The organism is Sedimenticola sp. (assembly GCF_050289425.1).
GTDB lineage: Bacteria > Pseudomonadota > Gammaproteobacteria > Chromatiales > Chromatiaceae > Sedimenticola.
In genome coordinates this window covers 12,108-33,511 of record NZ_JBNKFS010000019.1, presented here as the reverse complement: position 1 = coordinate 33,511, position 21,404 = coordinate 12,108, and the positions used below count along the sequence as shown (strand labels likewise).

The 21,404-nt window shown below is 57.3% G+C and carries 24 protein-coding genes; 20 read left to right on the top strand and 4 right to left on the bottom strand.

Features of this window, described 5'->3' with window-relative positions:
* Positions 1-7: 7 nt before the first annotated feature.
* The 3 genes from ACQY5R_RS13505 to slmA all read left to right on the top strand — a co-directional run bounded on the left by ACQY5R_RS13505 (position 8) and on the right by slmA (position 4,138).
* Positions 8-2,527: a phosphomannomutase/phosphoglucomutase gene (locus tag ACQY5R_RS13505; RefSeq protein WP_428609367.1), complete on the top strand. Its 2,520-nt coding sequence runs from the start codon at positions 8-10 to the stop codon at positions 2,525-2,527.
* Positions 2,528-2,640: 113 nt separating this feature from the next.
* Positions 2,641-3,537 carry an acetylglutamate kinase gene (gene argB / locus ACQY5R_RS13500; RefSeq protein WP_428609365.1) on the top strand — a complete coding sequence of 299 codons (897 nt, stop codon included), beginning with the start codon at positions 2,641-2,643 and terminating at the stop codon, positions 3,535-3,537.
* Positions 3,538-3,547: 10 nt separating this feature from the next.
* On the top strand, positions 3,548-4,138 hold the full coding sequence (gene slmA / locus ACQY5R_RS13495) for a nucleoid occlusion factor SlmA (RefSeq protein WP_428609363.1): 591 nt from the start codon (positions 3,548-3,550) through the stop codon (positions 4,136-4,138).
* A 13-nt stretch (positions 4,139-4,151) separates the two neighbouring features.
* Here slmA and ACQY5R_RS13490 read toward each other — a convergent pair whose 3' ends face one another.
* Both ACQY5R_RS13490 and pyrE read right to left on the bottom strand, forming a co-directional pair.
* Positions 4,152-5,138: a DUF4124 domain-containing protein gene (locus ACQY5R_RS13490; RefSeq protein ID WP_428609362.1), complete on the bottom strand. Its 987-nt coding sequence runs from the start codon at positions 5,136-5,138 to the stop codon at positions 4,152-4,154.
* Positions 5,139-5,223: 85 nt separating this feature from the next.
* Complete coding sequence (pyrE, locus tag ACQY5R_RS13485; RefSeq protein WP_428609361.1) at positions 5,224-5,865, bottom strand: orotate phosphoribosyltransferase; 642 nt, start codon at positions 5,863-5,865, stop codon at positions 5,224-5,226.
* Between the two features lie 32 nt (positions 5,866-5,897).
* On the opposite strand from pyrE, the gene ACQY5R_RS13480 reads away from it, so the two are divergent.
* From ACQY5R_RS13480 to hisD, 10 genes are all read left to right on the top strand, one after another.
* Complete coding sequence (locus tag ACQY5R_RS13480; RefSeq protein ID WP_428609359.1) at positions 5,898-7,253, top strand: AmpG family muropeptide MFS transporter; 1,356 nt, start codon at positions 5,898-5,900, stop codon at positions 7,251-7,253.
* Between the two features lie 67 nt (positions 7,254-7,320).
* Entirely contained in the window at positions 7,321-7,944 is a 624-nt protein-coding gene (locus ACQY5R_RS13475; protein ID WP_428609357.1) for a hypothetical protein, read from the top strand.
* A 111-nt stretch (positions 7,945-8,055) separates the two neighbouring features.
* On the top strand, positions 8,056-8,877 hold the full coding sequence (locus ACQY5R_RS13470; RefSeq protein ID WP_428609429.1) for an ABC transporter ATP-binding protein: 822 nt from the start codon (positions 8,056-8,058) through the stop codon (positions 8,875-8,877).
* A complete protein-coding gene (mlaE, locus tag ACQY5R_RS13465; protein ID WP_428609356.1) occupies positions 8,871-9,650 on the top strand; it encodes a lipid asymmetry maintenance ABC transporter permease subunit MlaE in 780 nt (259 codons plus the stop codon). Before ACQY5R_RS13470 ends, mlaE begins: the two co-directional genes overlap by 7 nt.
* Before the next feature lie 3 nt (positions 9,651-9,653).
* The gene (gene mlaD / locus ACQY5R_RS13460; protein WP_428609355.1) at positions 9,654-10,130 is read left to right on the top strand and encodes an outer membrane lipid asymmetry maintenance protein MlaD; all 477 of its coding nucleotides are present in this window, start codon (positions 9,654-9,656) and stop codon (positions 10,128-10,130) included.
* Complete coding sequence (locus tag ACQY5R_RS13455) at positions 10,123-10,731, top strand: MlaC/ttg2D family ABC transporter substrate-binding protein (RefSeq protein ID WP_428609354.1); 609 nt, start codon at positions 10,123-10,125, stop codon at positions 10,729-10,731. The genes mlaD and ACQY5R_RS13455 overlap by 8 nt, the downstream gene beginning before the upstream one ends.
* Positions 10,732-11,040, top strand: a complete 309-nt coding sequence (locus ACQY5R_RS13450; RefSeq protein WP_428609352.1) for an STAS domain-containing protein — start codon at positions 10,732-10,734, stop codon at positions 11,038-11,040.
* A 139-nt stretch (positions 11,041-11,179) separates the two neighbouring features.
* A complete protein-coding gene (gene murA, locus ACQY5R_RS13445; protein WP_428609350.1) occupies positions 11,180-12,439 on the top strand; it encodes a UDP-N-acetylglucosamine 1-carboxyvinyltransferase in 1,260 nt (419 codons plus the stop codon).
* 35 nt (positions 12,440-12,474) lie between these two features.
* On the top strand, positions 12,475-13,119 hold the full coding sequence (hisG, locus tag ACQY5R_RS13440; RefSeq protein WP_428609348.1) for an ATP phosphoribosyltransferase: 645 nt from the start codon (positions 12,475-12,477) through the stop codon (positions 13,117-13,119).
* A gap of 46 nt (positions 13,120-13,165) precedes the next feature.
* The gene (gene hisD, locus ACQY5R_RS13435; RefSeq protein ID WP_428609347.1) at positions 13,166-14,464 is read left to right on the top strand and encodes a histidinol dehydrogenase; all 1,299 of its coding nucleotides are present in this window, start codon (positions 13,166-13,168) and stop codon (positions 14,462-14,464) included.
* Between the two features lie 88 nt (positions 14,465-14,552).
* On the opposite strand, the gene ACQY5R_RS13430 is transcribed toward hisD, so the two are convergent.
* Positions 14,553-15,713 (bottom strand): S1C family serine protease, encoded by a 1,161-nt coding sequence (locus ACQY5R_RS13430; RefSeq protein ID WP_428609345.1) that lies wholly within the window; start codon positions 15,711-15,713, stop codon positions 14,553-14,555.
* A gap of 82 nt (positions 15,714-15,795) precedes the next feature.
* Between ACQY5R_RS13430 and ACQY5R_RS13425 the strand changes: the two genes are divergently transcribed.
* From ACQY5R_RS13425 to ACQY5R_RS13400, 6 genes are all read left to right on the top strand, one after another.
* Positions 15,796-16,542 carry a Nif3-like dinuclear metal center hexameric protein gene (locus tag ACQY5R_RS13425; protein ID WP_428609344.1) on the top strand — a complete coding sequence of 249 codons (747 nt, stop codon included), beginning with the start codon at positions 15,796-15,798 and terminating at the stop codon, positions 16,540-16,542.
* Positions 16,543-16,740: 198 nt separating this feature from the next.
* On the top strand, positions 16,741-17,325 hold the full coding sequence (petA, locus tag ACQY5R_RS13420; protein WP_428609343.1) for a ubiquinol-cytochrome c reductase iron-sulfur subunit: 585 nt from the start codon (positions 16,741-16,743) through the stop codon (positions 17,323-17,325).
* The gene (locus ACQY5R_RS13415) at positions 17,325-18,542 is read left to right on the top strand and encodes a cytochrome b (RefSeq protein ID WP_428609342.1); all 1,218 of its coding nucleotides are present in this window, start codon (positions 17,325-17,327) and stop codon (positions 18,540-18,542) included. Before petA ends, ACQY5R_RS13415 begins: the two co-directional genes overlap by 1 nt.
* A complete protein-coding gene (locus tag ACQY5R_RS13410; protein WP_428609341.1) occupies positions 18,539-19,273 on the top strand; it encodes a cytochrome c1 in 735 nt (244 codons plus the stop codon). Before ACQY5R_RS13415 ends, ACQY5R_RS13410 begins: the two co-directional genes overlap by 4 nt.
* A gap of 181 nt (positions 19,274-19,454) precedes the next feature.
* Positions 19,455-20,078, top strand: coding sequence for a stringent starvation protein SspA (gene sspA / locus ACQY5R_RS13405; RefSeq protein ID WP_428609339.1), 624 nt, complete (start codon positions 19,455-19,457; stop codon positions 20,076-20,078).
* Positions 20,079-20,097: 19 nt separating this feature from the next.
* On the top strand, positions 20,098-20,487 hold the full coding sequence (locus tag ACQY5R_RS13400) for a ClpXP protease specificity-enhancing factor (RefSeq protein ID WP_428609428.1): 390 nt from the start codon (positions 20,098-20,100) through the stop codon (positions 20,485-20,487).
* 7 nt (positions 20,488-20,494) lie between these two features.
* Here ACQY5R_RS13400 and ACQY5R_RS13395 read toward each other — a convergent pair whose 3' ends face one another.
* The gene (locus tag ACQY5R_RS13395; RefSeq protein WP_428609338.1) at positions 20,495-20,839 is read right to left on the bottom strand and encodes a DUF3301 domain-containing protein; all 345 of its coding nucleotides are present in this window, start codon (positions 20,837-20,839) and stop codon (positions 20,495-20,497) included.
* A 57-nt stretch (positions 20,840-20,896) separates the two neighbouring features.
* On the opposite strand from ACQY5R_RS13395, the gene ACQY5R_RS13390 reads away from it, so the two are divergent.
* A complete protein-coding gene (locus ACQY5R_RS13390) occupies positions 20,897-21,397 on the top strand; it encodes an O-acetyl-ADP-ribose deacetylase (protein WP_428609336.1) in 501 nt (166 codons plus the stop codon).
* The last annotated feature ends 7 nt before the right edge of the window (positions 21,398-21,404 follow it).

Genomic DNA, 21,404 nt, shown 5'->3' with positions numbered 1-21,404 from the left:
TGTGTTTATGCTAAAACGAAAAAAAAATAGCCCGAAAGGGAGTGACGTTCCAGATAAAAAAACCACGGTGGTAGCCGGTGTGGGCAGTGCCAGCCGCTATTTTAACGTGGCTCTATTATTGTCGTTGGTAATCATTGCGGCCGCCGCCGTTGCCATCCTGTACTTTCAGGTGCAGCGGGATCGAGAGCTCGGTCTGGTGCAGATGCAGCAGGTTGGCGGCGCGCTTGCCGGCCGGATTGCGGAGCGTGAAAAGATCCGCCGTGGCCTGTTGCTCGGTTTGGCAAAAGATGCGGCTGTCCGGGGGGCGTTGCAGAGTGAGGATGTCGCGCAGATAGGTAGTCAGGAGCAGCGTCTACAGCAACTCATGCCCGATGCTTTGCGGGTGCGACTGTTACCGAAAGGCTGGGATCAGCTGGAACCGGATGCCAAACCACCATTCAGCTATGCGTCGCTGGATATCTTGCGTAATGCCGAACGGAGTGGCCAGGCCACACCCGCAGAGGTCCACCTGTTCGGCAAGGCTCAGCAGCACGTTGCCCTGGCAGTCCCTGTAGTAGCGGCTGATGGCGGTCCCGTTGTCGGGGTGTTGCACGTGGCCTATCCTTTCGCTGCTTTAAGGCAGACCCTGGATGGTATGGAGGGCTTGTCTGGCCGAGTTGAACTCCAACAAGTGGTGAAAGGGGCTCCGGTGGTGCTGGCGGCTGTTGGGCCGTCTTCGGCTGAGATGTCTGGAACCCTGGCCATTGCGGGTACTATTTGGCGTGTCGGCTATGTTGCACCTGCCGTGGCATGGGGAGATGGGGCGCAGATTATGCCGTTGGCTGTTCTGTTGGTCGCTGCCTTGTTGATTGCTGTCGTACTGGCGTTCCAGGCGCGGCATTTCAAGCAGGCCTTGCACAGCGATCTGGAATCGATGTTTGGTCTGGTCGAGGCGCTGAAGAGTGGCACGGTGGGACGGATCAACCCTCCCAAGCTGGAAGAGTTTGGTCATGTATTTGGCCTGATTAGGCAAGTCTGGCACCAGGCCAGTAGAAAACCGGCGGCGGAGGAGCCGGCGGTGAGTAAACCTCCGGCCGATTTGGGCATGCCGGAGCTGGAGGTTTTGGACAGTTTGGAGGAGTTGGATACCGGTTCCTATGATGGATCGCTGGATTCGCTGCCGGATTCTATTTTCCGCGCCTATGACATCCGCGGCGTGGTGGGTGAAACCCTGACCGAGCAGATTGTCTATGAACTGGGGCGCGCTATCGGCAGTGAAGCCTACGAGAAGGGCGAGCAGACGATCATTATCGCCCGCGATGGCCGGCACTCCGGCACCGCGTTGAGCAATGCCTTGAGCGAAGGTTTGATGGCCAGCGGGCGGGATGTGTTGGATATCGGCATGGTGCCGACGCCGGTCCTCTATTTTGCCACCCACTTTCTTGGCAGCAAGAGTGGCGTGATGATTACCGGGAGCCATAACCCTCCCGAATATAACGGATTGAAAATTGTCATCAATGGCGCCTCCCTCTCCGGTGACGCCATCACCGGACTCAAGCGTCGCATCGAGCGCCAGGATTTTCTGACGGGAAAGGGAGCGCTGCATAGCCAGGATCTGCTCCCCGACTACATTGAGCGCGTAGTGGGGGATGTGCAGTTGAGTCGTCCGTTGAAGCTGGTGATTGACTGCGGCAATGGGGTGGCCGGCGTGGTGGCGCCTGCTCTGTTTCAGGCACTGGGCTGTGAAGTGACGACGCTCTATTGTTCGGTGGATGGCGATTTCCCCAATCATCACCCGGACCCCGGTAAGCCCGAGAACCTGACAGACCTGATTATGGCGGTGCGCGAACGCAAGGCGGATCTGGGTGTCGCCTTTGATGGTGACGGTGACCGCCTGGGTGTGGTTGACGGTAATGGAAAAATTATCTGGCCGGATCGTCTGCTGATGTTGTTGGCGCGGGATGTGCTCAGTCGCCAGCCGGGCGGCGATGTGATTTACGATGTGAAATCGAGCCGCCACCTGGCCGATGAAATTCTCTCCTGTGGCGGGCGTCCGATCATGTGGAAGACCGGACACTCCCTGATCAAGGCCAAGATGCGGGAAACCGGTGCGCTGCTGGCGGGAGAGATGAGTGGCCACATCTTTATCCAGGAGCGCTGGTACGGATTTGACGATGGGTTATACTCCTGCGCCAGATTGCTGGAGCTGCTCTCCATTGAACCGATGTCGGTTACCCAGGTGTTCGACAGTCTTCCCGAGAGCGTTTCGACCCCGGAACTGAATCTTACCTTCGACAAGGAAGGGGCTAATTTCGCCTTGATGGAGAAGTTGTCCGAGCAGGTGGATTTTGCCGATGCCAAGGTGCTGTACATCGATGGGTTGCGAGTTGAATTCGAGGATGGCTGGGGATTGGTCAGACCCTCCAATACCACGCCGTCGGTGGTTTTCCGCTTCGAGGCGGACAGCGAGGCGGCATTACGGCGTATCCAGCAAGCGTTCCAGCAGTGGTTGTTGCGCGTTGATCCCGGATTGGAACTCCCCTTTTAACCTGGGTTAAGCTTTCTGTCGGCGGTGCGTTATGCCCAAGTGGTATCCGTCGGCAGTCATTGATACGCCGGTTGGGTCGGCATTTTTGATTGAATTGAGAGACGGAATGTAGCATGAGTTTAACCCCTGAATCGGCAAGCAATGTTGCACACGTATTGACCGAAGCGCTGCCTTATATCCAGCGGTTTCGCGGCAAGACCGTGGTGATCAAGTACGGCGGTAATGCCATGACTGAGCCCGACCTCAAGGATGGTTTTGCCCGGGATGTGGTATTGATGAAGTTGGTCGGTATCAATCCGGTGGTGGTGCATGGTGGCGGGCCGCAGATCGGCAATTTGTTGGGTCGGTTAGGCAAGGAGAGTGAATTCGTACAGGGTATGCGCGTCACCGATAGTGAAACCATGGATGTGGTGGAGATGGTGCTGGGCGGCCAAGTCAATAAAGAGATTGTCAATCTGCTGAATCAGCACGGCGGTTCCGCCGTGGGTTTGACCGGCAAAGACGGTGGGCTGATCCACGCCCGCAAATTGATACTTAAACGGACTTCCCCTGAGCTGCAGGCACCGGAGATTATCGACGTGGGGCATGTGGGCGAGGTGGCGAGCATCAACAAGGCCGTGGTGGATATGCTGGTCGGCGGTAATTTTATCCCGGTAATCGCACCCATCGGTGTGGGTGAAGATGGCCACTCCTACAACATCAATGCCGATCTGGTGGCCGGCAAAATGGCGGAAGTGCTGCAGGCGGAAAAGCTGATCCTGCTGACCAATACCCAGGGTTTGCTCGACAAGGAAGGGAACCTGCTAACCGGTCTCACGGCCGGTCGCGTGGATGAGCTGATCGGAGACGGCACCATTTACGGCGGTATGCTGCCGAAAATCCGTTGCGCCCTGGATGCGGTCAATGCCGGGGTGAACTCCTCGGTTATTGTCGATGGCCGGGTTAAGCACGCGGTACTGCTGGAACTGTTCACTGACCAGGGTATCGGCACCCTGATCAAGCGTCGCTGAGACGGCGCGTATGAACCAGAAAGTGTCCCGCAAACAGCAGATCCTGGAATCACTGGCAGCGGAATTGGAGCGTAGCCCGGGCGAACGTATTACCACGGCGGTGTTGGCCCGTTCGGTGGGTGTCTCCGAGGCGGCTCTGTATCGGCACTTCGCCAGCAAGGCGAAGATGTTTGAGGGGCTGATCGGCTTTGCCGAAGAGTCGGTGTTTGCCCGTATCAATCAGATCCTTGAGGGCGAGAAGGAGACGCGCAGCCGTTGTGCCCGCTTACTCTATCTGTTATTGGCGTTCTCCGAGCGCAATCCCGGGATCACCCGGGTATTGCTGGGTGATGCGCTGGTCGGTGAGACCGAGCGGTTACACCAGCGGGTGGAGCAGTTTTTTGCCCGCTTGGAAACCCAGTTACGGCAGGTTTTACGCGAGTCGCGGATGCGGGACGATAGCGTCTGCGTGGATGCCGAAAGTGGTGCGGCCCTGATGTTGTCACTGATTGAGGGGCGCATGCATCAGTTTCTGCGTACCCGCTTCCGCGAGTCACCGGTGAACGGCTGGGAGGCTCAGTGGGCGATATTGGAACGAGCTCTGTTTCGTATAGAGGGATAAGGTCGTCGGTTTGTCAGCGGATCGACTCCGTCAGGTAGTTGCGAAAACCGGTGCGGATTTTTTCCACCTCGTCGGTTTTACAGAGATCGATGCCGCGGGGGGAGGATTTGCACTGCAGGTCCATGAACAGTTCGGCGCCGGGTTTGTCCTTGAAACGGATGCGTGAGGCGGTGAGACTGATGTCCTCATCTTTCAGCGGCGCGGCCGACATAATGATGCTGTCGCTAAGCATCTGCAGTCGGGTGGTGGCGTATTTCCTGACGTACTCCTCCACCTTGCTCCAGGCTATGTCACAGGCTTGATCATCCTGACAGACGACCACGGTGTCCAGCAGTGAGGCCGTCTTCTCCTGATCGAGCGGTGAGCCGGTGTTCTCTTCACGCAGGTTTTTCAGATTGCGAAAACGAGCCAAGTCCTTAGCCGAGCTGTTGCGGATGGCCTCTTTCTCTTGCTCTTTCTGGATGATAGTGGTGTAGCTGTCACGCAACTGTGCGCGTGTATTTTCAATGTCCTTGAGCAGATTCTCCGACAGTCGTTGCCCCTGTCGTTCCATGGAGGCCGCATTCTGTTGCATCTCCGCCAGATGGCCCTTCATGCGGCGGATGTTGCCGCGGATGACGTGGATGTTGGAGTCGATTGCCGCCAGCTTGCCGTTGCGCGCCATAAGCAGATCGTCTTCCGTACGGAATGTCCGTAACAGCACCTGATCTTTTGCGCGCTGTATCTCGATCAATCGCTGTTGCTCCGCCCGCAGTTTTTCAAGCTCCTTCTCCTTGGCGATCTCCTCTTCGGTTTTGGCAGCCTGGATCTTCTCCACTTCGCGTCCGCTTCCACTCAGCTCGGTGCGGGCGTTTCGGACCTGCTCAGCGGGTACCTTGTCGGAGAGGTGGACGTTGCCTTCTTCGTCAACCCAGCGATAGATCTTACCCGCCTCGACCTGGCTGGCGAGGAGTAGGCCGGTGGCCACGATTAGGTTAGATAGTCGCTTTGCTCTGATCATATTGCCTGGGGTTCTGCTATGGGATTGTCGTTTCTGGTTTCCGTGCACTATCAGATAGATTAAGTGTTATGTAAAGTCAATCCGGTCACACGCCATACTGGTCGCGGTAACTCTGGATCTGCTGCAGAGAATCGGCGGCGTCCGGTTTCCCGGCCAGATATTCCACCAGGTTCTCCAGTCGTACGATTGCCGCCACCGGCATCCGGTAGTCATTTTCGACCTCCTGGATGGCGGACCGTTCCCCGGTCCCACGCTCCTGACGGTCCAGGGCGATCACCACCCCGGCCGGTGTTGCTCCTTGGGCGTGGATGATATCCATGGATTCGCGGATGGCGGTGCCGGCGGTGATGACGTCGTCAATAATCATGATACGACCTTGCAATGGATGGCCGACAATGCTGCCTCCCTCTCCATGGTCCTTGGCCTCTTTCCTATTGAAGGCGTAGGGGATGTCGATGCCGTGATGGTCGTAGAGCGCGGCGGCCGTCACGGCTGCCAGGGGAATGCCTTTGTAGGCCGGGCCGTAAAGGACGTCGAAAGCGATGCCGGAATCGACGATCGCCTGGGCGTAAAATTTGCCCAGTCGTGCCAGGCTCGCGCCGCTGTTGAATAAGCCGGCATTAAAGAAGTAGGGGCTGATGCGGCCGGATTTCAAGGTGAACTGGCCGAAGCGTAGCACCCCAACGTTCAGGGCAAAGTCGAGAAAGTCGCGTTGATAGTCTTGCATGATTACTCCCGGAATGGTCGTGCGAATTTTCCGTGCAGCGGCTGCAATATGCAAGGGCTCTTTCCGATATCCGCCTCCGGCTGGGTTATACTTTGCGCTTTGCCGGGAACGGCAGTGGGCCGGACTCGGTCGCCGACAGGGTTGTAGCGATAGTGAATCTCTCCGTAGTGGATATGCTGAAAGTCCTGACCAGTGGCCGTCTGCTGGTGCATGTGCTGTTCGGTTTTGTCTGTGGTTTGCCGCTACTGCTTACCGGTTCTCTGTTGCAGGCTTGGATGAACGATGCGGGGGTAGATTTGTCCACTATCGGACTGTTTGCTTTCGTTGGGTTGCCCTACACCCTTAAGTTTCTCTGGGCGCCGCTGTTTGACCGCTATACGCCTTCATCGCTGGGAAGAAGGCGCGGCTGGTTGTTGCTGATCCAGTTGGTGCTGATCCTTTCGCTGGTGCTGCTGGCCTTTTCCCGGCCTGCGACCAGCCCGCTCTCATTGGCGCTGGCGGCCCTTCTGGTGGCGTTCTTTTCCGCCAGCCAAGATATTGTGGTGGATGCCTATCGGCGGGAGAGCTTGTTGGATGAGGAACAGGGGCTGGGGGCTTCTTTTTATGTCAATGGTTATCGGTTGGGGATGTTGCTCGCCTCCGGTGGCGGACTGATCATGGCGGATTACATCAGTTTTCGCCTGGTCTACCTGATCATGGCCGGGGTCATGTTGGTGGGGTTGGCAACCACGTTGCTTTCTCCCGAGCCGGATGAGCCTCAGGGCCAGCCACGGACCCTTCGCGAAGCGGTGATTGAACCGTTTATCGAATATTTTAGTCGTCGTGATGCCTTGCTGATTCTACTGTTTATCCTGCTTTACAAGATCGGCGATACGATGGCGCAGCACATGACCACACCGTTTTATCTGGATATCGGTTTCAGCAAGAGCGAAATCGGCACGGTGGTCAAGCTGTTTGGGTTCTCCGCAACGATGCTGGGTGGGTTGCTGGGTGGTGTGCTGATCCTGCGCCTGGGCATCTTTCGCGCCCTTTGGAGCTTCGGTATCTTGCAGGGTGTGTCGACCGCTGGATTTGCACTGCTCGCCTTGTGGGGCCATAACCTGAGTGGCCTGGCCGCCGTGATCGCCTTCGAAAACCTGAGTGGGGGAATGGGTACCGCCGCCTATATCGCCTTTATGGCCAGCCTGACCAACCAGCGGTTTACCGCCACCCAGTATGCGCTGCTGACCAGTTTTATGGGTATACCTCGAGTGATGGCGGCGGCACCGACCGGGTTTATGGTTGAATCGATGGGTTGGTTCAGCTTTTTCCTGTTCTGCGCTTTGATAGCATTGCCGGGGTTGATGTTGCTGGCCTGGTTGCAGCGGCGTGAGACGGTGCTGGCATGAAGATTAACGTGAGAGTATCCGACTCCGCGACAGGTTTCCGGGACGCTTTGATCAAAGGTGACGCCCGATGTGCCTGATCGTCGGTGCTGTGGCTTGGGAGCACCCCGAATGGTGTGATCAGTTCTATCCCGATGACCTGCCGCCAGAGTGGCGGCTGACTTACTATGCCAACGAATTTCCACAATTGCTGCTGCCGGCGGCTGTCTGGATGGCTGGGCGTACCGAACAGTTTTGCGATTGGCGTGATGATGTCCCGGATGGTTTTCGCTTCGTGTTGGATGTCACCGGACTGGATATGGATGATGGACGAGCGTTGACGCCGTTACAGCGGGGCGTCTCTGCGTTGGGTGAGCGGTTGGCCGGCGTTGTCTCCTGGTCGGCAGTTTCGTCGCGAGCGGAAGATGCGTTGCGGGTCTTGCTGGGAGAGGCGCGGTTTCTGGCCGCACGGACCGGTCTGACGTCGATGGATCCGGAGGTTCAATTGGCGCGTGATGGCGAGGTGTGGTGTTTGCTTGTGCCCAGCTCTGTGGGGCGTGATCTGAAGCGTCTGCGTTGGGTTTTGGGTGCGCTCATTCAACAATCTACCCCGTTGTCCTGTATCCGGCTGTTTGTCACGGGAGAGCCGCCGGAGGTTCAGGTGATGCGAGAGACGGGGGTTCTCTGGCAACTGCTAGCCGGGTTAGAGCGATAGGGAAACCGATCAGGCTTGACGCTGTCGATTCCAAAAGGTGAGAATGCCCCCTTTGCCTGTATTGGCGGGCAAAAAGTGTCAAGGAGTGGGCAGTTGGAGCGTGGTTCAGATATGGTGGATTCGAGTGACAAGCCGGTACCGCTAGTCAGTATCCGGGGACTGCGGTTTTCCCGCGGTAATCGGGTCATATTCGATGGCGTGGATATCGATATTCCGCGCGGAAAAGTCACCGCTATCATGGGTCCCAGTGGCACGGGAAAGACCACGCTGCTGAAATTGATCGGCGGACAGTTGCGACCGTCTGCCGGGACCATCCATGTGGATGGTCAGGACATTCATCGGCTGGGAAACAGGGATCTCTATCGGTTGCGTATGCGCATGGGTATGCTGTTCCAGAGTGGAGCGCTGCTGACTGATATCAATGTGTTCGACAATGTTGCCTACCCGTTGCGGGAGCACACCAATCTTTCTCCTTCCATGATTCGCAAGCTGGTGTTGCTGAAGCTGGAGGCAGTCGGTCTGCGCGGTGCGCGCGACCTGATGCCAAGTGAGTTGTCTGGGGGTATGGCGCGTCGGGTGGCTTTAGCCCGAGCCATGGTGCTGGATCCGATGATGATTATGTATGACGAGCCTTTTACCGGTCAGGACCCGATATCCATGGGGGTGTTGGTAGAGCTGATTCGCGCTCTCAACGACGCCAGCCGGCTGAGTAGTATTATTGTCTCCCACGATGTGCAGGAGACCGCGGCGATTGCCGACCTTATATATGTTATCTCCAACGGCAAAGTGATCGAGTCGGGAAGACCTGAGGCGATGATCAATTCCGAATCCGCCTGGACACGACAGTTCATGCAGGGACTGGCAGATGGACCTGTGCCGTTCCATTATCCGGCGGCGGAGCTGGAGCAGGACCTGTTGGAGGCGACATGCTAAACAGTTTGGCGCAGTTGGGAAGAGTGGGCATTGGCGTGTTGGAACGGCTCGGTCGCGGGCATCTGCTGCTGTTGGGGATTTTGCGCGGCGTGTCAGATCTGTTGCCCAGGCCCGGTCTGTTGGTGAAACAGATCTATTCCGTCGGGGTGCTGTCTATATTGATCATTAGCGTCTCCGGCCTGTTCGTCGGCATGGTGTTGGGCCTGCAGGGTTACTACATTCTTTCCCAGTTCGGTGCTGAACAAACCCTGGGTGTGATGGTGGCGGCTTCCCTGGTCCGTGAGCTGGGTCCGGTGGTGGCCGCGCTGCTGTTTTCCGGTCGTGCCGGTTCCGCCTTGACCGCTGAGATTGGGCTCATGAAGGCCACCGAACAGCTTTCGGGACTGGAGATGATGGCGGTGGATCCGATAAGGCGCGTGCTGACGCCGCGCTTTTTCGCCGGTTTTATCTCCCTGCCACTACTGGCTGCCCTATTCAGTGCGCTGGGCGTGTTGGGCGGGTATTTTGTCGGTGTCGGTCTGCTGGGTGTGGATGACGGCGCATTCTGGGCGCAGATGCAGGCCAAGATCGACCTGCATGAAGATGTCTTTAATGGCGCCATCAAGAGCGTGGTGTTCGGTTTTGTTTGCACCTGGATCTCCCTATTCCAGGGGTTTGACGCGATCCCGACCTCCGAGGGGGTAAGTCGGGCGACCACCCGAACGGTGGTTCACTCTTCGCTGGCGGTATTGGGACTGGATTTCATTTTAACGGCACTGATGTTCGGGGATTGATTGATGATACATAACAGGACGATTGAGATTCTTGTCGGTGCCTTTATGGCGGCTGGCCTGGTCGCATTCTTCTTTCTCGCCATGCAGGTGAGCAACCTGAGCGCCTCGAACAACGGCGACGGGTATGAAGTGACCGCACGGTTTGACAATATTGGCAGCCTGAAGGTGCGTTCCCCGGTAACCATGGCGGGTGTGAGGATCGGTCGGGTCAGCGAGATAGGCTTCGATAGACAAACCTATGAAGCGGTGGTCACGCTACGTATCGAAACTCAATATAATGTGATCCCCGAAGACAGTTTCGCCAAGATTTTTACAGCCGGGCTGTTGGGCGAGCAGTACATCGGTCTGGATCCGGGCGGTAGTGAGAAGTATCTGCAAAACGGATCGGAGATCTCCCTGACCCAGTCTGCCCTGGTGCTGGAAGAGATCATCGGTCAGTTTCTGTTTAGTAAGGCAGAAGAGGGTGGCAAGAGTGAATAAACAATTTTTCGCTGGTCTGTGGTTGGTACTGCTGTCGCTGTTGGCGACACCGGCCATCTCGGCGGTGGTTCCGGAGGAAGTAGTACGGCAAACATCCGATCAGATGTTGGCGGAGCTGATGACGCGCAAACAGGAGTTACAGGCGTCACCGGGTAAAATCTATGATCTGGTGGAACATATCGTATTGCCCCGGTTTGATTTTCAGCGCATGTCCCAACTGGTGCTGGGTAAGTACTGGCGGCGTGCCAAAGAGGCGGAGAAAGAGGCTTTTGTAAAGGCATTTCGGCAATTGTTGGTGCGTACTTACGCTACGGCACTGCTCAACTACTCGGGCGAAGAGATTGTCTATCTCCCCTCCCGGGAAGACGGAGGCGGCAGTGAGGCAACGGTGAATACTGCGGTTCAGGCGACCGGGGCGCTGCCAATTCCGATCGATTACCGGCTGTACCTCAATGGAGAGGAGTGGAAGGTATTCGATGTCTCCATTGATGGCATCAGTCTGGTGTCCAATTACCGCACCTCATTTGCCTCCCAGATCAGGCGCTACAAGCTGTCCGGGCTGATAGAAAAGCTTGAGCAGCGCAATGAGCAGAGAAACTGAATGACTGCTCCGCAAGCGGTTATTGATGACCGGGGTGTCATGCGACTGTCGGGTGATCTGGTGTTTGCCCATGTAACGACGTTGCTTGGTAAGATTGAAAAGCTGCTCGAGAGTAACAAAGGTTCGGAGTTGGTTATCGATATGTCCCAGGTGGGCGATGTGGACAGTTCCGGTTTGGCCCTATTGCTTGAGGTGATGGAGCATGCCCAGCGCCGAGAGGTGAAGTTGCGGATCCGTTCGCTGTCCGAGGCGTTACTCGGCATCGCCCGGCTGAGCAATGTCGATGCGCTGCTGCCGCTGGAGGGCTGATAGAGCGTTGATCGTTATGCCGGCGTTCTACCCCCTCTGTCTTCCGGTTTGCCGCTTTTTCTCATAGAATACCCGGTTCCTTTGGTTTTCTCTTCTTTCTCGGCGGTGCTACTGGTACCCGGAAAATGGTTCTTTATAGATGGATAAACTGATTATCTCCGGCGGCGCGCCCCTCTCCGGCGATGTGCGTATTGCCGGCGCCAAGAATGCCGCACTGCCTATTCTTGCCGCTACTCTGTTGGCTGACGGGCCGGTTACTATCGGCAACGTGCCCCACCTGCACGATATCACCACCACCATGGAACTGCTTGGTTACATGGGGGTGCAACTGGTGGTGGATGAGCGTCTCTGTATCGAGACCGATACCAGCAGTATCCGGGATTTTCATGCCCCCTATGAACTGGTTAAGACCATGCGTGCCTCGATTCTGGTGCTGGGTCCGTTGCTGGCCCGGTTCGGGCGGGCGGATGTTTCCCTGCCGGGTGGTTGCGCTATCGGCTCCCGTCCAGTGAATCTGCATATCGAGGGATTGCGCGCCATGGGCGCCAAGATCGAGGTGGAAAACGGCTATATCCGCGCCTCCGCCAAGAAATTGAAAGGCGCCCGATTGGTTATGGATGTGGTAACTGTAACCGGTACCGAAAATCTGATGATGGCGGCGGCCCTGGCGGACGGGGAGACGGTAATCGAGAACGCCGCACGTGAGCCGGAGGTGGTGGATCTGGCCAACTGTCTCAATAAAATGGGGGCTAAGATCAGCGGTGCCGGAAGCGATACTATCGTGATAGAAGGGGTTGACCGCCTAGTGGGCACTCACTATGACGTATTGCCCGACCGTATTGAAACCGGTACTTATCTGGTGGCGGCCGCTATCACCGGCGGCAAGATCCGGGTACGGGATACCCAGCCAGCATTGGTCGAGGCCATTACCCATAAGCTGCGTGAAGCGGGCGCTGAGATTGAACAGGGTGAGGATTGGATTACATTGGATATGCAGGGCAGGCGACCGCGCGCGGTGGATATTCATACCGCGCCCTATCCGGCTTTTCCCACCGATATGCAGGCCCAGTTCACGGCCTTGAATTCGGTAGCGGAAGGGGTTGGGACCATTACCGAGACGGTATTTGAAAATCGCTTCATGCATGTGCAAGAGATGCAGCGTATGGGTGCCCACATCAAGTTGGAAGGCAATACAGCCATTATCTCCGGAGTTGAGCGACTCACCGGTGCGCCGGTGATGGCGACCGACCTGCGCGCCTCCGCCAGTCTGGTGCTGGCCGGCTTGGTGGCGGACGGTGAGACTGTGGTTGACCGGATCTATCACATTGATCGGGGTTACGAGAATATCGAGGAGAAGCTGGCGGGGTTAGGTGCCCAGATCCGCCGCGTGCCCAAATAATCGTTAGGTTTTGGGCCACTGACCGGAATGAGTAGATGAAATTTGATGCCCCGATAACTATTGCCCTCTCCAAGGGACGAATTTTCGAGCAGACACTGCCTCTGCTGGCCCATGCCGGCATTGTGCCGACGGATGATCCGGAAACCAGCCGCAAGCTGATCATGGATACCAATCACGCGAACGTAAAATTGGTCATTATCCGCGCCACCGACGTGCCTACTTACGTACAGTGGGGAGCTGCCGATCTGGGGGTGGCCGGAAAAGATGTGTTGCTGGAACATGGCGGAGAAGGGCTGTACGAGCCGCTGGACTTGCAGATCGCCCGCTGTCGGTTGATGGTGGCTGGGGTGGCGGATGCCAGCCTGGAGGGTAATCGCCTGCGTATCGCCACCAAGTATGTGGAGTCCGCCCGGCGCTATTTTGCCGCCCGCGGACAGCAGGTGGAGATTATCAAGCTGTATGGCTCCATGGAGTTGGCGCCGTTGGTGGGCCTGTCTGATCTGATCGTGGATCTGGTAGAGAGCGGCAATACCCTGAAAGCCAACGGTTTGGTGCCGCTGGAGCATATTGCCGATATCAGTTCGCGCTTGGTGGTGAACAAGGCTTCCTGGAAAATGAAACACGCAACCGTCATGCAGTTGTTGGATGCCCTGCAAGAGGCCATCGCCAAAGCGGCTTGAGCCGTGACCCATTTATCTGTTTTATACCTTGAGTCTGGGATTGATCATGTCCGAAATACGCCAACTCTCCACATCCGATAGTGATTTTCAACAACAGCTCGATCAGTTGCTGGCCTGGGAGTCGGTCTCTGATGGGGTGGTAAATCGTACCGTCAACGAGATAATCGCCAATATCCGTCAACGTGGGGATGCGGCGTTGCTGGAGTACACCAATCGATTTGATGGCTGGAATGCCGCCACAGCCGCCGATCTGGAAGTGCCGCTGGCACGTCTGGAACAGGCCTGGAACGGACTCCCCGAGGCGCAGCAGTCCGCTCTCCAGCATGCTGCCGAGCGGGTTCGTATCTATCACGAAAGACAAAAAGGTGAATCCTGGAGCTACCATGAAGCGGATGGCACCTTGCTGGGTCAGAAGGTGACGCCGCTGGAGCGGGTGGGACTCTATGTGCCCGGCGGTAAGGCGGCTTACCCCTCTTCGGTGTTGATGAATGCGCTACCGGCCAAGGTGGCCGGCGTGCAAGAGCTGATCATGGTAGTGCCCACGCCGGGCGGGGAACTGAATGAACTGGTATTGGCTGCGGCGCATATCTGCGGTGTGGATCGGGTCTTTGCTATCGGCGGAGCCCAGGCCGTCGCCGCGTTGGCCTACGGAACCGATTTGGTACCACCGGTGGATAAGGTGGTGGGGCCGGGCAATATCTATGTGGCGACGGCCAAGCGGGCGGTATTTGGCCAGGTTGGCATTGATATGGTGGCGGGCCCATCGGAAATCCTGGTGGTATGTGACGGCCAGACCGATCCCGACTGGGTGGCGATGGATCTATTTTCCCAGGCTGAACACGACGAAGACGCTCAGTCCATTCTGATTGCGCCGGACGCGGAGTTTGTCGCCCGGGTAAAGCAGAGTATCGACCGCCTGTTGCCGACCATGGAGCGTGAGCCGATTATTGCGACGGCGCTGAAAGAGCGTGGGGCGCTGATTGTCTGTCAGGATATGGATGAAGCATGCCGGGTCGCCAACTATATTGCGCCGGAGCATTTGGAGCTGTCGGTGGAAGATCCCTTGACGCTGGTGGAACAGATTCAAAATGCCGGGGCGATTTTTATGGGTCGTTATACCTCCGAGCCGCTCGGTGATTACTGTGCCGGACCGAATCATGTCTTGCCCACTTCCCGAACGGCGCGTTTTTCTTCGCCACTCGGTGTGTACGATTTCCAGAAACGCTCCAGCCTGATCATGGTATCGGAGAGTGGTGCCGACACGCTCGGTCGCACCGCTTCCATATTGGCCCGCGGTGAAGGTCTGACCGCCCATGCCCGTTCTGCCGAATACCGACTCAAATAGCGTAGGGACCTGCCCCTACGAATTACCGAGCTCGGTAGTGTGAGGTGATGAGATGGGCACGTCTTGAGTGCCTGCGCGGTGTTTCCGGTTATTGGCTGGCTTCCATCCGTGGGCGCTCGCTCACTTCAACCTGGATATCAAAAGGTTTCCGGTCACGCCAGCCCTCGACCCGTACATGGTTTCCCGGCGGCACGGCGGCAATCAGGTTGAGGATGTCATGAGAGCTGGTCAACGGCTGGTCGTTGATGCGGGTGATGACATCACCCGGTGCGAGGCCCGCCTTGTCAGCCGGACCGCCCTCCAGTACGCCCGAGATCAGCACGCCGCTTCCGGCTTCCAACCCAAAAGATTCGGCCAGCTCCGGCGTAATATCCTGACCGGCAATGCCGAGCCAGCCGCGAACCACGCGCCCCTGTTTAAGGATCTGCTCCATGACCCCCTTCGCCAACGCAACAGGGATGGCAAAACCGATACCCTGTGAGCCGCCACTCTTGGAGAAGATGGCGGTATTGATGCCCACTAGCTGACCGTGGGCGTTGATCAAGGCGCCGCCGGAATTGCCTGGATTGATGGCAGCGTCGGTTTGGATGAAGTTTTCAAAAGTATTGATGCCCAGCTGATCACGACCGGTGGCACTGACGATGCCCATGGTGACGGTCTGGCCCACGCCGAACGGGTTGCCGATGGCCAATACCACGTCGCCCACTTGCAGTCCCTGGGAGTCGCCAACGGTGATGGTGGGCAAGTCGCTGGCGTCGGTTTTCAACACCGCCAGGTCGGTATCCGGATCGACACCAGTCACCTGGGCCTTTAGGGTACGGCCGTTGGAGAGCACGACGCGGATTTCATCGGCTTCTTCCACCACATGGTTGTTGGTCAAAATATAACCGTCCCGACTGATGATCACGCCGGAGCCGAGACTGGTCTGGAGCTTTTTCCTTGGTCGGGATTGGAATTGATTGCCGAAGAAGCGTCGAAAAAAGGGGTCATCGAACAGCGTATTACCCCGTTGTACCGTCACCTTGGCGGTATAGATATTCACCACCGCGGGGGCGGCCAACTGCACGGCACTGGCGTAAGAGGCCGGTCCCTGACTTGGCAGTGGGTTTGCTGCTGGTGCCAGGCTGGGGGGTGGAGCGGGCGCCAGCGAAGGCGCAGGCGGTGGTGTGGTGAATAGGGTGACGGCCAGGTAGGCGGCAGCCATGCCGGCGAAGGCGGACGTGGCAATATAGGTGAAGGCTCTTTTCATCGTTTAGTCAGGTTACACTAGGCTGGTCAATTACGGGATAGCCTATTATGTCCCATCACAGGAGGGGAGGCGAGGCGCCAATATGGTCGATCTTTTTGAATTGGAGCAGTATTGCAATGCCCTGTTAGGGACGGCGGATTTTGACGATTACTGCCCGAATGGATTGCAGTTGGATGCGGGAAAGCGAGAGATCCGCACAGTGGTGAGCGGTGTCACCGCCAGTCAGGCCCTGATTGAAGCGGCCGTGCAGGCCGAGGCCGATCTGTTGCTGGTGCATCACGGCTACTTTTGGCGTGGTGAAGCGGCACCGTTGACCGGTGTAAGAGGTCGCCGAATACGCACGCTGATCACCGGCGGTATCAATCTGCTGGCCTATCATCTGCCGCTGGATGCCCATCCGGAGCTGGGTAACAATCGCACCCTGGGTGACCTGCTGGGGATTAAGCAGAGCCGCCCGCTGACCCAGAGATTGGTTTGGCAGGGGGCGTTGGATCGAGAGACACCGGCGGATCTGGCGCAGCGTATTGCTGCCGCGTTGGGACGAGAGCCTCTATTGATCGCGGCGGGCGATCGGCCGATCTGTCGCGTTGGCTGGTGTACCGGCGCGGCGCAGGGTGCCATTGTCGAGGCTGCCGCCGCAGGGCTCGATGCCTTTATCAGCGGAGAGATCTCGGAATCGACCACCCATCTGGCCCGCGAGCTGGGCATCCACTATTTCGCCGCCGGTCATCACGCCACGGAACGGCTGGGTGTGCAGGCTCTGGGGTGTCACCTGGCAGAAAAATTCGATCTGAATCACCAGTTTATCGATGATGACAACCCGGTTTGATCGGGCTGCGTAGGGCCTGCATCCCGCCTGTTTACCGGCCTTGCCGCGCAGGCCATTCTTGACCTAGGGCGGCGCATGTTAGAGAATGCGCCGTCTATTTTGGGGTAAATATCAGCATATACTGATTTTCCTGCGCCAATTCTGTTAAGATTCGGCCGGGATTATTAGCGTCCGGCCTACTCCGGGAGTCTTAAACTAATGAGTGTGGATCTAAAAAAGCGGCGGTTTCTTACTGCTGCAACCAGTGTGGTCGGTGCCGTGGGCGCCGTCTTTGTCGCAGTACCTTTTCTGAAGTCTTGGAATCCAAGTGAAAAGGCGAAGGCCGCAGGTGCACCGGTTGAAGCCGACATCAGCAAGCTTGAGCCTGGCCAGATGATGCGCGTCAAGTGGCGTGGCAAACCGGTCTGGGTGGTCCATCGCACGGAGAAGAACCTGAAAGATATGGAGGACCTGACCGACGCGCTGTTGGATCCGGAATCCACCAGCCCGCAGCAGCCGGCATACTGTCAAAACCCTTTCCGTTCACGTAAACCGAAGTACTTGGTGGCCGTGGGTATCTGCACCCATCTGGGTTGCTCGCCCACCTATCGCCCAGAGGTGGCACCCCATGACCTGGGTGAGGATTGGGTCGGCGGTTTCTTCTGCCCCTGTCACGGTTCACGTTTCGATTTGGCAGGACGCGTATTCAGCGGCGTACCTGCTCCCAAGAACCTGGAAATTCCCCCTTATCAGTTCCTGACGGATACCCAGATATTGGTGGGTGATGATGGAGGAGCGGCCTGATGAGCTTAATGACCTGGATTGATGAGCGCTTCCCGGCCACCAAGGTGTGGAATGAGCACCTGGCGGAGTATTACGCGCCGAAAAACTTTAACTTCTGGTACTTCTTCGGTTCGCTGGCCATGTTGGTGCTGGTGAATCAGATCCTGACCGGCGTCTGGCTGGCCATGAGCTACAAACCGGATGCCGCACTGGCCTTTGGGTCGGTCGAATACATCATGCGTGATGTGGACTGGGGTTGGCTGATCCGCTACATGCACTCCACTGGTGCCTCGGCCTTCTTCATCGTCATCTACCTGCATATGTTCCGCGGATTGATCTACGGCTCTTACCGGGCGCCGCGTGAGCTGTTGTGGATCATCGGCATGGTGCTTTATGTCCTGATGATGGCCACCGCCTTCATGGGCTACCTGCTGCCCTGGGGTCAGATGTCTTACTGGGGCGCGCAGGTGATTATCAACCTGTTCTCCGCGGTGCCGGTGATCGGACCGGATCTGGGCGTCTGGATCCGCGGTGACTATGTCATCTCTGATGCGACGCTAAACCGCTTCTTCGCACTGCACTTCCTGCTGCCGTTCCTGTTGGCCGCCGTGGTGTTCGTACATATCGTGGCACTGCATAAAGTGGGTTCCAACAACCCGGACGGTATTGAGATCAAGAAGAACAAGGACGAAAACGGTATTCCGAAAGATGGTATTCCCTTCCATCCCTACTACTCGGTGAAGGATATCGCCGGTGTGGCCGGGTTCCTGTTCCTGTTTGCCGCGGCGATCTTCTTCGCTCCGGAGATGGGCGGCTATTTCCTTGAGCACCCCAACTTCGATCCGGCCAACCCGTTGAAGACGCCGTTGCATATCGCACCGGTTTGGTACTTCACGCCGTTCTACGCCATCCTGCGCGCGGTACCGTCCATGGCCGGTTCCGCTTTCCCGGGTGTGGTGGCGATGGGCGCCGCCATTGTAGTGATGTTCTTCCTGCCTTGGCTGGATCGTAGCCCGGTCAAGTCGGTTCGCTACAAAGGGATGATCGTGAAGGTTGCTATCGCCATCTTCGTCGTGGTGTTCATCCTGCTGGGCTGGCTGGGTACGCAGCCGGCCACCCCTGTCCTGACCTGGTTGGCGCGTGTCTGCACGCTGCTCTACTTTGCCTTCTTCCTGTTGATGCCGTTCTACAGCAAGATGGATAAGACCAAGCCTGTTCCTGAGAGGGTGACCAAATGAAAAAGCTGATTGTTGCACTTTTATTAGCTGTGGCACCCCTGCTGTCTCTGGCATCAGAGGGTGTTCATCTGGATGATGCAGATATCGATGTCTCTGATCAGGCATCTCTGCAACGTGGTGCCAAGTACTTCGTCAACTACTGTCTGAGTTGTCATTCGGCCAAGTTCCAGCGCTACAACCGTTTGGCCCGTGACCTGGGGCTGACCGAGGATGAGGTGAAGGCAAACCTGATGTTCACCACCGACAAGATCGGTGACACGATGAATATCGCCATGAGCCCGGCCAACGCCGAGGCTTGGTTCGGTACGGCGCCGCCTGATCTGAGCCTGATCGCCCGCGCCCGCGGCGTGGACTATATCTACACTTACCTGCGTAGCTTCTATGTGGATCCCGCGCGTCCGTTCGGCGTGAACAACGTGGTATTCAAGGATGTGGGCATGCCTAATGTGCTGTGGGAACTGCAGGGCATCCAGCAGGCTGTATATGAGGAAGTGGATGGCCAGAAGGTGATCGAGAAGCTGGAACCGGTAGAAGGGGCCGCCGGCAAGGGCAAGATGAGCCCGGAAGAGTTCGATGGCGCGATGCGTGATTTGACTGCCTTCCTCAGTTATGTGGCCGAACCGATTCAGCTGGAGCGTAAACGTCTGGGTACCTGGGTACTGCTGTTCCTGGCGGTGTTCTTCGTATTGGCTTACCTGTTGAAGAAAGAGTACTGGAAAGACATCCACTGATTGTCTGTGTATCCGGTAACACGGGGGCGTACAGTTTATTGTATACTGTACGCCCCCGTTGCTTTAGGGCGACGGAAATTTTTTGTTGAAGGGAGTCTGTTGGGCTTGATCGATGGTCGTGGTAGATCAGTGTTAAGTCCGATAGACCCCCCGTCCCTGATATTATCCTGGAGTGGTTTGTATGGCCGTTGTTGCGAACAAGAGATCTGTGATGACCATGTACTCGGATCCGACCAGCCCCTACAGTCATCGTGTGCGTCTGGTGTTGGCTGAAAAGAATATTACCGTCGAGATCAAGGACGTTGATCCGCTGAATATCTCCGAAGACATCATGGATCTGAATCCCTACGGCACGCTGCCGACCTTGGTAGATCGGGATCTGACGTTGTTCGAATCGCGCATCATCATGGAGTATTTGGATGAGCGTTTTCCTCATCCTCCGCTGCTGCCTGTGGATCCGGTCTCCCGTGCCAGTTCGCGGCTCTATATGCACCGCGTGAGTAAAGACTGGTACACGCAGATGGAAGAGATTCTGGGCGGTGGTAAAGGTGCCATCAAGGCACGCAAAGAGTTGCGCGAGAGTCTCATCGCCGCGGCTCCCATCTTTACCCATAAACCCTATTTCATGAGCGATGATTTCTCCCTGGTGGATTGCTCCATTGCACCGCTGCTTTGGCGTCTGCCGCTGCTCGGTATCGAGCTGCCGCCCCAAGGTAAGCCGGTGCTGGATTACGCTGCCCGCCTGTTCGAACGTGAATCGTTCCAGGAGAGTCTCTCCGAGGCCGAACGGGAGATGCGGGACTGATCACTCCCTGGCCGTTATGCTGACTTCCAATCGTCCCTATCTGATTCGCGCGCTGTATGAGTGGCTGGTGGATAACAACCTCACGCCTCATCTGCTGGTGGATGCGGAAAAAAAGGACGTGATTGTGCCGCAGCAGTTTGTCGAGGAGGGGCGGATCGTACTCAATGTAACGCCGACCGCCGTGCGCGGCTTGCTGCTCGGCAACGACTTCATTACCTTCAATGCCCGCTTCGGCGGTACTCCGATGGATGTAGTGGTGCCGCCGGATGCGGTACTGGGCATCTATGCCCGGGAGAACGGCCGCGGCATGTTGTTCCCGGAAGAGGTGTTATCCGATGACGATGATACGCCGCCGGATGACGATCCCAAGCCGCCCCGTGACCGGCCCACCCTGAAGGTGGTCAAATAAGCGGTCATTACAGGTCAGGCGGTTTCGGTCGAAACGGCACCACCTTGTCATCCTGGCTGGGCAGTCCCAGGCTAAACTCCTCCAACTGAATGCCTACCAGTATCACGTGGCCATCGCGCCGTCCGACGCCCTCCTCGCTATAATCGAACTGGAACAGGCGTCGGATACGGATTCCACGCTGGGTCCAGCGCAGGCTGATGCGTCGCAGTGCCACCGTTTGATCGAGGAACTGCAGATTGCGCTGTTCGCAGGCGGCCTGGCAGATGCCGGTGGCGATTTCGCGCGCGCGGGCACTATCCAGCCAAAACCAGATCAGCAAGCCAAGTAGCAGCAGAGGGACAAGTGTAGACATAGTGGATATGGTACAGAATAAATGGGCCGGTGAAGAGTTCAGTCAAGAGGTGTAGTGATGAGTCGGATCACGATCACGCAAGGGGACATTACCCAGCTTAAGGTGGATGCCATTGTCAACGCGGCCAATCCCAGCCTGCTGGGCGGTGGTGGGGTGGATGGGGCCATCCATCGGGCGGCCGGTCCCGAGTTGTTGGCCTATTGTCGCACATTGGGCGGTTGCCCCACCGGCGAGGCGCGAATCACGCCGGGCTTTAAGCTGCCGGCCGACTGGGTGATCCATACCGTCGGACCGATCTGGCGCGGTGGCGATGCGGATGAGGCGGAACAGTTGCGCGCCTGTTATCGCAACAGCCTGGCGTTGGCGCGGGAGAAAGGGTTAACACGGGTGGCTTTCCCGGCTATCAGCACCGGCGTATACGGTTATCCGAAACGTCAGGCAGCGGCGATTGCCCTGGAAGAGATGGGTGCGGCCGAGGGATTCGAAGAGCTGATTGCGTGCTGTTTCAGTGCAGCCGATGCCGAACTCTATCGTTCGCTGTCGAACGGGAACGGTTAACCGGTCG